This is a genomic window from Brevibacillus sp. B_LB10_24, assembly GCF_046036945.1.
Lineage (GTDB): Bacteria > Bacillota > Bacilli > Brevibacillales > Brevibacillaceae > Brevibacillus_C.
In genome coordinates, this window is sequence record NZ_JBJQOQ010000012.1 from 99,802 (window position 1) to 112,622 (window position 12,821).

The 12,821-nt window shown below is 55.4% G+C and carries 18 protein-coding genes; all 18 read left to right on the plus strand.

All coding sequences use genetic code 11. The features are described 5' to 3' along the window. Positions 1–68: 68 nt before the first annotated feature. Entirely contained in the window at positions 69–1,031 is a 963-nt protein-coding gene (spoIIIAA, locus tag ACI7RC_RS13305; protein ID WP_026074546.1) for a stage III sporulation protein AA, read from the plus strand. Continuing rightward, positions 1,019–1,537: a stage III sporulation protein SpoIIIAB gene (gene spoIIIAB / locus ACI7RC_RS13310; RefSeq protein ID WP_019122814.1), complete on the plus strand. Its 519-nt coding sequence runs from the start codon at positions 1,019–1,021 to the stop codon at positions 1,535–1,537. Before spoIIIAA ends, spoIIIAB begins: the two co-directional genes overlap by 13 nt. A 15-nt stretch (positions 1,538–1,552) precedes the next feature. Then, positions 1,553–1,756: a stage III sporulation protein AC gene (spoIIIAC, locus tag ACI7RC_RS13315; protein ID WP_019122815.1), complete on the plus strand. Its 204-nt coding sequence runs from the start codon at positions 1,553–1,555 to the stop codon at positions 1,754–1,756. An 18-nt stretch (positions 1,757–1,774) separates the two neighbouring features. After that, a complete protein-coding gene (spoIIIAD, locus tag ACI7RC_RS13320) occupies positions 1,775–2,164 on the plus strand; it encodes a stage III sporulation protein AD (RefSeq protein WP_019122816.1) in 390 nt (129 codons plus the stop codon). Positions 2,165–2,177: 13 nt separating this feature from the next. Then, complete coding sequence (gene spoIIIAE / locus ACI7RC_RS13325) at positions 2,178–3,362, plus strand: stage III sporulation protein AE (RefSeq protein WP_019122817.1); 1,185 nt, start codon at positions 2,178–2,180, stop codon at positions 3,360–3,362. 9 nt (positions 3,363–3,371) lie between these two features. Next, complete coding sequence (gene spoIIIAF / locus ACI7RC_RS13330) at positions 3,372–4,034, plus strand: stage III sporulation protein AF (RefSeq protein ID WP_408108719.1); 663 nt, start codon at positions 3,372–3,374, stop codon at positions 4,032–4,034. A gap of 27 nt (positions 4,035–4,061) precedes the next feature. Continuing rightward, a complete protein-coding gene (gene spoIIIAG / locus ACI7RC_RS13335) occupies positions 4,062–4,712 on the plus strand; it encodes a stage III sporulation protein AG (RefSeq protein ID WP_019122819.1) in 651 nt (216 codons plus the stop codon). A gap of 12 nt (positions 4,713–4,724) precedes the next feature. Further along, on the plus strand, positions 4,725–5,354 hold the full coding sequence (locus ACI7RC_RS13340) for a SpoIIIAH-like family protein (RefSeq protein ID WP_408108720.1): 630 nt from the start codon (positions 4,725–4,727) through the stop codon (positions 5,352–5,354). A gap of 223 nt (positions 5,355–5,577) precedes the next feature. Beyond that, positions 5,578–6,102, plus strand: coding sequence for an acetyl-CoA carboxylase biotin carboxyl carrier protein (accB, locus tag ACI7RC_RS13345; protein WP_408108721.1), 525 nt, complete (start codon positions 5,578–5,580; stop codon positions 6,100–6,102). A gap of 16 nt (positions 6,103–6,118) precedes the next feature. Further along, positions 6,119–7,471, plus strand: coding sequence for an acetyl-CoA carboxylase biotin carboxylase subunit (gene accC, locus ACI7RC_RS13350; RefSeq protein WP_408108722.1), 1,353 nt, complete (start codon positions 6,119–6,121; stop codon positions 7,469–7,471). A 67-nt stretch (positions 7,472–7,538) separates the two neighbouring features. Continuing rightward, positions 7,539–7,958, plus strand: a complete 420-nt coding sequence (locus tag ACI7RC_RS13355) for an Asp23/Gls24 family envelope stress response protein (protein WP_019122823.1) — start codon at positions 7,539–7,541, stop codon at positions 7,956–7,958. 102 nt (positions 7,959–8,060) lie between these two features. Then, the gene (gene amaP, locus ACI7RC_RS13360; RefSeq protein ID WP_408108723.1) at positions 8,061–8,621 is read left to right on the plus strand and encodes an alkaline shock response membrane anchor protein AmaP; all 561 of its coding nucleotides are present in this window, start codon (positions 8,061–8,063) and stop codon (positions 8,619–8,621) included. Positions 8,622–8,633: 12 nt separating this feature from the next. Further along, entirely contained in the window at positions 8,634–8,846 is a 213-nt protein-coding gene (locus ACI7RC_RS13365; RefSeq protein ID WP_408108759.1) for a DUF2273 domain-containing protein, read from the plus strand. A gap of 15 nt (positions 8,847–8,861) precedes the next feature. Beyond that, positions 8,862–9,266, plus strand: coding sequence for a transcription antitermination factor NusB (gene nusB, locus ACI7RC_RS13370; RefSeq protein WP_408108724.1), 405 nt, complete (start codon positions 8,862–8,864; stop codon positions 9,264–9,266). Positions 9,267–9,285: 19 nt separating this feature from the next. Continuing rightward, positions 9,286–10,251, plus strand: coding sequence for a tRNA (adenosine(37)-N6)-threonylcarbamoyltransferase complex transferase subunit TsaD (locus ACI7RC_RS13375; protein ID WP_408108725.1), 966 nt, complete (start codon positions 9,286–9,288; stop codon positions 10,249–10,251). 86 nt (positions 10,252–10,337) lie between these two features. Continuing rightward, positions 10,338–11,198, plus strand: coding sequence for a bifunctional methylenetetrahydrofolate dehydrogenase/methenyltetrahydrofolate cyclohydrolase FolD (gene folD / locus ACI7RC_RS13380; RefSeq protein ID WP_408108726.1), 861 nt, complete (start codon positions 10,338–10,340; stop codon positions 11,196–11,198). 20 nt (positions 11,199–11,218) lie between these two features. Beyond that, a complete protein-coding gene (gene xseA, locus ACI7RC_RS13385; protein ID WP_408108727.1) occupies positions 11,219–12,586 on the plus strand; it encodes an exodeoxyribonuclease VII large subunit in 1,368 nt (455 codons plus the stop codon). Then, entirely contained in the window at positions 12,567–12,821 is a 255-nt protein-coding gene (gene xseB, locus ACI7RC_RS13390) for an exodeoxyribonuclease VII small subunit (RefSeq protein ID WP_408108728.1), read from the plus strand. The genes xseA and xseB overlap by 20 nt, the downstream gene beginning before the upstream one ends.

The following is a 12,821-nucleotide window of genomic DNA, read 5'->3' on the forward strand; positions in this document are numbered from 1 at the left end:
GTGGAATAAATCTCGTCCACTTCTGCATAGGTATGAGGTAAGTCTAAGTGGACAAAGGGGTGACACAAGTGAAAGAGATCAGCACCATCCTGCCAGCGTCTGTCCGCCACATCCTGTCCGCACTGCCGCTAGCCGTGAGAGAAAATATTGAAGAGATTCGCCTCAGGCAGAACATGCCGCTTGAAATCCGCTATGGCCAGCTGTCGAGCTACGTGACCCCAACGGGACAATTGACGGCAAATTCCAGGCAAGGTTGGGTGTTCACGGAAGAACAGGCAGGCAAGTTGATCAATCAAATCAGCCAGCATTCCCTGTATGCACTGGAGGAAGAATTGAAGCGGGGGTACATCACGGTCGTCGGAGGACATCGCGTCGGCATAGCAGGTAAAGTCGTGCTGGAGAGAGGTGAAGTCAAGGGAATTCGCGATCTCACCAGTTTTAATATTCGCATTGCGCGGGAAAAAAAGGGGATTGCCCAAAAGGTTCTGCCGTTCTTGCTGGAAGCAGCCAGGGTGCACAATACGCTGATCATCTCCCCGCCGCAGTGCGGAAAAACGACATTGCTTCGCGATATTGCCAGATCGCTCAGCTACGGAAGCGAATGGGCTTCCAGCCGCAAAGTGGCGATTGTGGACGAGCGTTCCGAGATTGCCGGCTGCCTGCATGGGGTTCCGCAGCGAGACGTCGGCCCGCGCACCGATGTACTGGATGCCTGTCCAAAAGCCGTTGGAATGATGATGATGATTCGTTCGATGTCGCCAGAGGTGTTGATTGTCGACGAGATCGGCAGACAGGAGGACAGCGATGCGATCTGGGAAGCCGTCTACGCCGGTGTCTCCGTCGTCTGCACCGCCCACGGCTGGGACGTAGAAGAGACCACCCGCCGTCCGATGCTGGCGAAGTTGATCCAGCAGGGGGCGTTCACGCGCTACATCACGCTCTCCCGCAGCAGCGGGATTGGGACGATCCAGGGAATTTACGATCAGGCACTGCAGCCGCTGCAAAAGGAAGAGCAGCTATGGTCAAGGTAATCGGAGCGGCGATCATCATCTTTTCCGCCTCGATGGTAGGCTGGCAAATCGGCAAGTACTACGCGCTGCGGCCAATTCAGATCCGGGGGCTCTTGATGGCCTTGCAGATGCTGGAGACGGAAATCGTCTACGGGGCAACTCCGCTCTCCCGCGCTTTTTTGCAAGTCGGCAGACGAATTCAGGCGGAAATCGGCCAGATCTTTACCAGCGCAGCCGAGTTTTTGCTGACCAAAGAGGGCCTCGGGACACAGGAATGCTGGCAAATGGCGTTAAACCGACACCTGCCGTCTACGGCCCTGCGCAAAACGGAGCGGGAAGTGTTGGCTGGATTGGGACACGTGCTCGGCAGTTCTGACCGGGAGGACCAGCAGAAGCACCTGCGGCTCGCGGCGACGCATTTGCGCAGTCTGGAGGAAGAGGCGAGAGCGGAACAGCACCGGTACGAAAAGATGTACAAAAGTTTGGGATTTCTCGGCGGTTTATTGGTCGTCATCCTAATGTTCTGAAGCGAGGTGTTACCCGTGAACTTTGATTTGACTCCCGTTTTTCAAATCGCCGGAGTCGGTTTTATCATGGCGGTCATCCACACCGTCCTGAAGCAGTCGGGGAAGGAAGATATCGCCCATTGGGCCACCTTGGTCGGATTTATCATCGTGCTGTACATGGTGGCACATTACCTGGGAGATTTGTTTACCGAAGTGAAACGGGTTTTTTTGTTTAACTAAGGACGTGGGGGTGCCCCGATGGAAATCGTTCAAATCGTCGGTATAGGGATGGTCGCTACCCTGCTCGCTTTGGTCATTAAAGACCAGAAACCGCTGTTCGCCTTTCTGCTTACCATTATCAGCGGCGTTGTCATTTTTACCTTCTTGATCGGAAAGATTTCCGAGGTCGTACGCATCTTGGAACGCCTGGCCGTCCAGGCCGACCTGAATATGGTCTTTTTGGAGACGATTTTAAAGATTATCGGAATCGCCTACATTGCCGAGTTTGGCGCACAGGTGACGCGTGACGCCGGGCAAGGAGCGATCGCTTCCAAGATCGAACTGGCGGGAAAAGTGCTCATTCTCGTGATGGCCGTCCCGATTGTCCAGATTATCATTGAAACCGTGATCCATCTGCTGCCGGGCTGAGAGGGGGATGTCCATGGCACGCGTCATATGGATGTTTATACTGTTGTGGCAAATCCTGCTCCCGGGGGCGGCCGCGGCCGACACTGCCGAACCGGCTGCCGCAAGTCCCGCGGGCGAGCTGATGCGCCAGCAAATCAAACAGCTGGACACATCGCGTGTCGAACAGTTCTGGAAAAAGACGCTGCAAGAGTACAAAGGGTATCTGCCCGACGTAAAATCGCCTGGATTCTTCCCCCTGCTGCTCGGAGACGGCGAGCTCACCTTCCCCGGCGTCGCCAAAGGCATGTTGAAATTTTTCTTTCACGAGATCTGGACAAACGGAAAGCTGCTCAGTTCGATCATCATTATCACCGTGCTGGCGATGATTCTGGAGACGATGCAGAACGCTTTCGAGAGAAATGCCGTCAGCACCGTCGCTTACTCCATCATCTATCTGGTCTTGATGGTGCTGGCCATGAACAGCTTTCACGTAGCCGTCACCTACGCCAAAGAGGCGATCACCAAGATGTCCGACTTCATGCTGGCGATGATCCCGCTGGTGCTCGCGCTGCTGGCGGCAATGGGCAATCTCGCCTCGGCGGCGATGTTTCACCCGATGATCGTGTTTATGATCAACATCAGCGGAATCATGATTTCCACCGTTGTCTTTCCGCTGATTTTCCTGTCGGCCCTGCTCGCGATTGCCAGCCTGTTTTCCGAGCGGTACAGAGTGACCCAACTGGCGACATTGCTGCGAAACATTGCGATGGGGGCGCTCGGCTCATTCTTCACGATTTTTCTTGCGATCGTGAGCATCCAGGGAGCGACGACGGCGGTGACCGACGGGATGACGATCCGCACGGCCAAATACCTGACCGGCAACTTTATCCCTGTCGTCGGCAGGATGTTTTCCGATGCCACCGATACCGTAATGGGAGCATCTCTATTGGTAAAAAACACGGTTGGACTAGCCGGGGTCGTGATCCTGTTGATCATCTGCGCTTTTCCGGCGATGAAAATACTGGTGTTGGCGCTGATCTACAACCTTTCTTCGGCGGTGCTGCAGCCGCTGGGAAACAGCCCGATTATCGGAGCGCTCGGCACGATTGGCAAGAGCTTGATCTACGTCTTCGCGGCGTTGGCAGCGGTCGGTTTGATGTTCTTTTTGGCCATTACGATCATCATCTCCGCCGGGAACATCTCGATGATGGTACGGTAGGTGAACGCTATGGATTGGTTAACGCTCTGGCTGAAGAAAATTATCCTGCTCGTCCTCCTGGCGGCCTTTCTCGACCTGATTCTGCCCAATACCACCCTGCAGAAGTACGTCAAAATGGTCATGGGAATGATCATTCTGATCACCATCCTGACACCGGCATTCTCGCTCTTGCAGCTGTCCCCCGACGAGTTGGCCAACCGGCTCACTCGCTATAAGGAAAACCTGAACCTTTCGTCTCCGGAGAGCGACTACAGGGCCTTGGCAGACAGACTGCTCAAACAGCAGAACCAGCAGGCGGAAGAATACGTAGCCAGGCAGGTGGAGACGCAAATTCGCGAGCAGGTGAAGTCTGAATACGGCGTAGAGGCAGGTGATGTGGTGGTATCGATCGAGAGTCAGCCGGGAAAACAGCCGCAAATTGAGAGTGTCACGTTTACGATCGCGAATCAGCCCCGGCAGGAGGCGGACCGACAAATCAAGCCGATTGAGCCGGTGGTAATTAAAGTGGGGGATGACAAGATGACGGAAACAGCCGCGGTCCCGGCAGCGGGCGGGCAGGACGAGCATCCGCTGTACCGAAACATTGCCCGGAGCATCGCGCAGGCGTGGGAGCTGCCAGCCGAACGGGTGAAGGTCGTAAGTGAAACAGACAATGCTGAGGTCAGGCGATGATGGAAGCAAAAAGGGGGGCAATGGCGAATGTTAGACAAGTTCAAGCAGCTCTGGGCGGGCGGGACAAGCGAGCCGGGCCAGAAGAACCAGAAAAAGATGCGGCCAATCCACTATTTCATTATTCTGCTCGGCCTTGGCATCGTCGCGATGATTTTCACCGACTTCCTGTCCGTCCAGCCCGATTCTCCCTTGCCGGGAAGCTTCAACCAGGCTGAGCCCCCAACAGGAGAGCAAGCGTCGCTGCCAGCTCTCGGCGGCACCCCGGGCAAGGATCAGATCCGCGAGTATGAAAACCTTTACGAAACCAGGCTGGAAGAAATGCTGGAGGGCGTGATCGGCGTCGGAAAGGTGGAGGTGATGGTCAACCTTGACTCTACGCCGGAGATCGTGGTGGAGAAAAACAGCAATTCGCGAACCGCAGCCACCAAGGAAACGGACAAGGACAGGGCGACCCGCGATCAAACGGATCAGTCAAAGGATGAACAAGTCGTGGTGATCCAGGGTTCCAAACAAGACCAGCCTATCGTGGTGAAAACGCTGAAGCCAAAGGTGAGAGGGGTGCTGGTGGTCGCCAAGGGCGCAGACAACATACAGGTCAAAGCGTGGATCACCGAAGCCGTTCAGAAAGTGTTGGACGTTCCTGCATATAGAATTTCAATTTTGCCTAAAAAAGGCTAGGAGGTAATGAAGATGATACTGCGAAAGCAAACAGTCTGGCTGCTGACGATGCTTGCCGTGATGGTCGTACTATCCGGCTACTACTTGGTTAAAGGGCCGACGAATCAGCCGGCTCTGGGAGAAGAAAACAAGCTGGAGGCACCGCTGGCTGGCGTGGAAGTAGATTCGCATGAAACCGACCAGCCGGCCACAGACGCCAAGCCGGTGAAAGGAACAGGGGAGGCGGCCGATACGGATACGGCAAAACAGCAGGAGACGCCGCAGGTCGCCGATCAGGATGTTTTGCCGAACGCGGCCAGCGATACGCTGACGGGGATGCGGATGCAGCGGGAAGCGACGATACAGCGGCTGAAGGATGAGCAGATGACGATCATGATGAACTCCGATTCGTCGCAAGCGATTGCCGATGCCAAATTGAAGTACGACCAGCTGTCCACGCAGGAAAACAATTCGATCAGGATGGAAGAACTGCTGAAAGTGCAGGGTTACAAGGACGCGATCGTCGACATCCACGACAACGGAGTAACGGTCCTCGTACTGAAAGATAAACTGGAGCCGAAGGAGGTCGTTGACATCATTGCCCTGGCCAAACAGGAATTGAAAGTTTCGGGCAGCAGCGTCACTGTCCGCTATACGCGATAGCTCACACTTACCCATAATTTCAGATTTGCTCGGGAAGGATTCGCTTCGAATCGTTCCTGATTTTTTTGCCCATACTAGATCACTAGACGCAAACGGGCCCGGGAAATCATTTCTTGACGAAACTCTATGAAAGAAGCTACCATGAAATGTATGGGCACAGCGCAGATGCCGCTTATCATAACTGTTTACATATGACTCATCGCCTGTAAAGGAGTGGACAAACATGTTCAAGATTCATGAGATTCGCGAGATTATCAAACTGGTCGACCAATCGTCGATTCAAGAGTTTACATTGGAATTGGACGGAGCAAAAGTCAGCATGAAAAAGGCCGAGGAACAACCGGTTGGCATGGCGGTGCCGATGGTGCAGTCCAGCACCGCCGCCGCCCCGGCTGTCCCTGCCGCCCCGCAGATTCAGGCAGCAGCGGCACCCGTCGTCGAGCCGGCCCCTGCCGCCGCAGCGGTACAGGAGCAGGCGAAAACAGCCGCTGCCGAGGATGAATCGGCATTCCATAAAATCGTGTCGCCGATGGTCGGGACTTTTTACCGGTCGCCGGAACCGGGATCGCCGGCGTACGTACAGGCTGGCGACAAGGTGACAGCGAGCACTGTCGTCTGCATCGTGGAAGCGATGAAACTGTTCAACGAGATCGAAGCAGAAGTGACCGGAGAGATTGTCAAGGTGCTGGTTGAAGACGGTCAGCTTGTGGAATACGGCCAGCCGCTCTTCTTAGTCAAGTCCGAATAACGGAGGAGAATGCAAGATGTTCCATAAAATACTGATTGCCAACCGCGGCGAGATCGCCGTCCGGGTCATCCGCGCCTGCCGTGAGATGGGCATTCAAAGTGTTGCCGTCTATTCAGAAGCAGACCGGGATGCGCTGCACGTAAAACTGGCGGACGAAGCGTACTGCATCGGGCCGACGCCGTCTAAAGAGAGCTATTTGAACATGGCCAACCTGATGAGCGTTGCGACCAAGGTAGGGGCCGACGCGATTCACCCCGGTTACGGATTTCTGGCGGAGAATGCCGATTTTGCTGAGATTTGCGCCGCCTGCAACATTACGTTTATCGGCCCCGACCCCGAAGCCATCACGAAGATGGGCGACAAGTCAACAGCCAAGGATACAATGAAAAAAGCCGGTGTCCCGACTGTGCCCGGTACCGACGGTCTGGTGGAAGATATCGAGGAAGCCGTCCAGACGGCCCGGGAAATCGGCTATCCCGTCATGGTCAAGGCAACTGCCGGCGGAGGCGGACGCGGGATGCGGGTGGCGGTCAACGATGAAGACCTGGAGAAAGCCATTCGACTCGCGCAAAATGAAGCCAAGACGGCATTTGGCAACCCTGGCGTTTACCTGGAGAAATTTGTTGAAGGTCCGCGTCATGTGGAAATCCAGATTATGGCCGACAAATATGGAAAAGTCGTTTACTTGGGCGAACGCGACTGCTCGATCCAAAGGCGCCATCAGAAATTGATCGAAGAAGCTCCGTCGCCGGCACTGAGCGAAGAGCTGCGCCGGCAGATGGGGGAAGCGGCGGTAGCGGCCGCACAGGCGGTTTCGTACAGCGGGGCGGGAACGGTCGAGTTTCTCCTGGACAAGTACGGCAACTTTTACTTCATGGAGATGAACACCCGGATTCAGGTAGAACACCCTGTCACCGAAATGATCACCGGGATCGACTTGATCAAAGAACAGATCAATGTGGCCGCAGGCCTGCCGCTGTCCTTTAGCCAGGAAGACGTAAAGCTGAACGGCTGGGCGATCGAGTGCCGGATCAACGCCGAGAATGCGGCGAAAGGCTTTATGCCGTCACCGGGGCGGATCACCGAATACCTGGCGCCGGGCGGGTTTGGCGTCCGCGTCGACAGTGCCGCTTATCCGGGGTATACGATTCCGCCTTACTACGATTCGATGATCGCGAAGGTGATCGTTTGGGGGAAAGACAGGAACGATGCGATTCGCCGGATGAAGCGGACGCTCGGAGAATTCGTCGTAGATGGCATCCATTCGACGATTCCGTTTCACCTCAAGATGATGGATCACGAGGTGTTCATCAGCGGCGAGTTTGACACCCGGTTTTTGGACATCTACGACATTAAGATCGATGAGTAAGTTGATTTGTAAAAATCATCCTCGTTTGCTATGATAGTATAGATATAAAGATTGGGAGGTGTGAATGATGGACGACTTTACACCAGAAACTGAGCAGACAGAACTTGGTAAAATCCAGATCGCTCCCGAGGTTTTAGAGGTGATCGCCGGTATGGCAGCCTCCGAAGTAGAGGGCGTTGCCCAGATGAGCGGCGGTATCGTTGGGGACATTGCAGAGAAATTGGGTCGGAAAAACGTGGCCCGCGGCGTTCGCGTGGAAGTAGGCTCGCGTGAAGCGGCGGTTGATGTATCGATCGTGGTCAAATACGGCCATCGCATTCCGGAAGTAGCTCACAACATCCAGGAGAGCGTGCGCAATGCGATTGAAAGCATGACGGGTCTCAGCGTCGTCGAGGTTAATGTACATATCGTAGACGTTGAATTGAAAGCGGACGAGAAGGCACAAGCAGCGGTTGCCGTGACGGAAGAATATCAGCGCGTGCGATAAAACAAGTGTTCATCAACCCAAGCACTACTTATGCCTCCACTTATCGGAGGCATTTTCTACATAACAGTAGCATTTAGATCCTGAATATAAGGAGGGCTGCGAGTGAATTTGTTCGACCGCTTTATCTTGACCATATACAGCTTCGCATTGATGCTTCTGTCCCTGATTGTGATCGGTATGGCAGCCAACTGGATTCCGTATGAGACGGCACAGTACGTTCTGGAGGGAATGTACATCCAGTACGGCATTCCTTACATCATCGTCAGCCTTGTTTTTTTCTTGATCAGCTTGCGTTTCTTCTTCGGCTCGATTACGATGAAAAAGCCGCGCAGCGACGCAGGGATCCGCCAGCGCGGGGAACATGGCGAAGTGATCATCTCGCTCGATACGATCCGCGCAATCGCAGAGCGGGCTGCCCGCAAGATCAGAGGAGTCCGCGGGTTCAAAACAACCATACGCTCTACGGAACAAGGCAATATGATTTTGCTTCGGGTCTCGGTCGATGGAGAGGAACCGCTGCCGGAGATGACGGAAAAACTGCAGGAAGCGGTCAAAATGCAGGTGGAACACATCGCCGGCATCGAAATCGCCGAAGTAGCCGTTGTGATCAGCGAAGTAGCAGGTGCCGACAACCCTTCCGTCCGCCCAAGGCGGGTTGAATAGAGGGTGAACGGTATGCTGTGGGAGCTGTTGTTGGAACACAAAGGAAAGGTGCTCGGCGTTCTAGCCGGCCTGTTGTTCGGGATCATCTTTCTGATTGTCGGCTTTTGGAAAACCGTGGTTTTCATCCTGTTTGTCGCAGCCGGTTTCTTCATTGGGAGAAAACTGGACGACAAAGAGGATTTGCGCGAGATCTTGGATCGCATTCTGCCTGGTAAATTTAAATAGTGGGTGACATATAACATGAAACGCAGAACAGCAAGAGAAAAAGCAGTCCAGTGCCTCTTTCAGATTGACGTGGCAGAAGTGGCCCTGCAGGATGCTGTTGCCCTCGTCATGGAGGATAGCGATGAGGACGCAGACTATTTGCTGCACCTGGTCGAAGGAACGCTGAACAACCTTTCACAAATCGACGAAGAGATCAAAACCTATCTGCGCGGATGGAAGCTGGAGAGAATCGCCAATGTGGATCGGGCGATTCTCCGGTTGGCTTTTTACGAGCTGATGTTTGAAGCAGACATACCGGAAAAGGTCGTTCTGAACGAAGCGGTCGAGCTGGCCAAGCTGTTCAGCGACGATCAGTCCTTCCGTTTTATCAATGGGGTTTTGTCTGCTTACATCCAGACCCGTGAAACGACGAAGGCGTGAGAAAACAGGTGGATGACAGATGAAAAAAGTCTTGCTCGGCATTGATACAAGTAACTATCGGACCTCGCTGTGTCTGGCCGGCGAGGAGGGCGAGATCGTCGCCGAAGCGAAGCGGCTCTTGCGGGTCAAGCCGGGGAAACGGGGCCTGCAGCAATCGGAGGCGGTGTTTCAACACGTGATGAACCTGCCCGAACTGTGCGATCAGCTTCGCCTGAACGACTGGGAGATCGCTGCCGTCTGCGCCAGTGAGAAGCCGCGCCCTGTCGATGATTCCTATATGCCGGTCTTTAAAGTCGGGGAGGGATTGGCCAAGTCTTTGGCCGTTTTTTTAGGTGTGCCCTGTTATCTCACGAGCCACCAGGAGGGACACGTCGCAGCCGGCGAGTGTACCGCCCGGAAGCGTCCTGCAGCCGACCGTTTTCTGGCCGTCCACCTGTCTGGCGGCACTTCGGAAATCCTGGATTGCGAGCGAATCGACACCGGTTATCGGATCAACAAGATCGGCGGGACAATCGATCTGCACGCGGGTCAGTTGGTCGACCGCATCGGCGTGGCGCTGGGCCTGCCGTTTCCGGCAGGTCCTGAGCTGGAGGGGCTGGCTCGGCAAGCGGAGGGGACGTTTCGGGTGGCCTCCGTTGTCAACGGGCTGCAATTTAGCTTCTCCGGACCGGAAGCAGCCTTGCTGAGGGCCATCCAGCAGCAGTCTGCCCACCCTTCCGAGATCGCCCGGGCGACAGAGCAATGCCTGTCCAATACGCTGGAAAAGGCGCTGCGCAATGCGGTGGAGGCAGGCTGGAGCCGGGAAATCCTGATCGTCGGCGGTGTTGCGGCTAATCAATACATCAGGGAGCGATTGATCAAACGCCTGGAGCACCCCGCTGTCGGAGCAGAGCTTTTCTTTTGTGATCCGGCGTATTCCGGGGACAACGCCTATGGAGTGGCGCAACTGGGCTGGCTGCAGCACAAAACACAAACATTAAATTGATAAATTGCTTATAAAATTCGCCTTTACATAACGCTTGCTCCCCGATACACTAAGAGTATCTGATACGCACGAAGGGAGTTTTTTTGATGACAGCCAGTATCATCGACGGGAAAAAGGTCGCACAGGAGATACGCGCCCAGTTGACAGACGAGATCGCCAAACTGAAGCAGCAGGGCATACAGCCAGGTTTGGCAGTCATCTTGGTGGGGGAAGACCCTGCTTCTCAGTCCTATGTCAGATCGAAGGCAAAAGCCTGCGGGGAGGTTGGCATCTATTCGGAGGTCATCCGGATGGAGGCGTCCATCAGTGAAACACAGCTGCTTGACACCATCAAGCAGTTGAATCAAAATCCGAACATTCATGGCATTTTGGTTCAACTTCCGCTGCCCGCCCACATTTCGGAAAAAGCAGTCATTGACGCCATCAGCGTCGAAAAAGACGTCGACGGATTCCATCCGATCAGCGTCGGCAACCTGGTCATTGGCAGTGATGCCCTGCTGCCCTGTACGCCGCACGGAATCATCGAACTGATCAAGCGGACGGGCACCCAGATCGCCGGCAAACACGCCGTCGTCGTCGGACGCAGCAACATCGTCGGCAAACCGGTGTCGATGCTGCTCTTGCATGAGAATGCGACGGTGACTATGTGCCACTCCCGGACGAATAACCTCGCCGGGATTACCCGACAGGCAGACATCCTGGTCGTAGCGGTAGGCAGAGCGGGCTTTATCGGAGCGGAGCACGTTTCGCCGGGGACTGTCGTGATTGACGTCGGTACGAATCGCCTTGAGAGCGGCAAACTGGTGGGGGACGTCAAGTTTGACGAGGTGGCCCCAATCGCCGGCCACATTACGCCGGTGCCGGGCGGCGTTGGGCCGATGACGATCACCATGCTGCTGGCCAACACGGTGAAGGCGGCAAAACTGTACGGACGCCCGCAAAAATAAATCGTGAAGGGATCAGTTTGATGAAAACAGTTGCGATCTGGTCAGTTACCGATTTAAATCGCTTTATCAAAGGCCAATTGGAGAAGAACAGCCAATTGGCCGACGTCTGGGTGCGCGGGGAAATCTCCAATTTCACCCACCATACCAGCGGACATATGTACTTTACGCTTAAAGACAGGGATTCGCGGGTCAAAGTCGTGATGTTTTCCAGTTACAACCGTTTTCTCAAATTTATTCCAAAAAATGGAACCAAAGCGATTGTGCGTGGTTCCATTTCTGTGTTTGAGCGGGACGGGGCTTATCAGCTGTATGCCAGAGAAATGCAGCCCGACGGAATCGGATCACTGTACCTGGCATTCGAGCAGCTGAAGGAAAAGCTGCAGGCGGAAGGTCTGTTTGCGGCAGAGCGGAAGCGGCCGCTTCCGAAATTTCCAAGGAGAGTAGGGGTCGTCACGTCTCCGACCGGTGCCGCGGTCCGCGACATTCTGATCACGATCAAGCGCCGGTTTCCCCAAGCAGCCATCCTGCTTGTTCCCGCCGTTGTACAGGGGAAGGAGGCGCCGATGTCGATCGTCGCCGCGATCAGCCGGATCAATCAGCATGGCGACGTCGACGTATTGATCGTCGGGCGGGGCGGGGGCTCGATCGAGGAGCTTTGGGCGTTTAACGACGAGCATGTCGCCCGCTCGATTGCCGGTTCGCGGATACCGGTCATCTCTGCCGTCGGACATGAAACGGACTTTACGATTGCCGATTTCGTCGCCGACGTGCGGGCGGCCACACCAACGGCTGCCGCCGAATTGGCTGTGCCTCATTACCTGGAGTGGCTGGAGCGGGTCAAGCAACTGGAAAACCGCTTGCATCGCGCGATACACGGCCGTCTGTCACAGGAGCGGGCCAGGTTGGAACAGCTCAGCCAGTCGTACGGGCTTCGCCAGCCGGAACGGCGGGTCGCAGAGCAGCAGCAACGCCTCGACGAAGCCGTCTACCGGCTGGGTCTGGGCATGAGACAAGCCCTGCGCAAGCACCGGGAACAGCAAGAGCAGTTGGCCCAGCGCCTCAAGCGGTACCGCTTGGTCGATCGCCTCGGTGTTCACCGCCAGCAGCTTGGCCGGATACAGGCACAGCTGCACCAGCGCATGGGGTACCGGGTGGAACGCGCCAGAGCGGAATGGACGGGATTGCTCGCCCAATTGGACGCGCTCAGTCCGCTCAAGGTGATGCAGCGCGGATACGCTCTGGTCTACCGCGAGTCGCAGCTCGCCAAGTCCGTCCGTGACGTTGCCCCGGGTGACAAGCTCATGGTACGATTAAGCGATGGAACCATTCGTGCAGAAGTGCTAGAGACAAATCGGGAGGGAATACAGCATGACCCGAAAAAAGGCTGAGCAAGAGACCGAACTGCAATTTGAAGAAGCGATGCAGCGGCTGGAAGAGCTGGTGCGCCGCCTGGAGGAAGGCGATGTGCCGCTGGAAGAAGCGATCAAGCTCTATCAGGAAGGCATGCAGCTGTCGCGCCTGTGCGGACTGAAGCTGGATGTCATCGAAGCACAAGTGATGCAGCTGTTGGAGGAAAACGGGAAAGTGACCCAAAAACCGTTCTCATTGGAGGGAGAAGCGTAA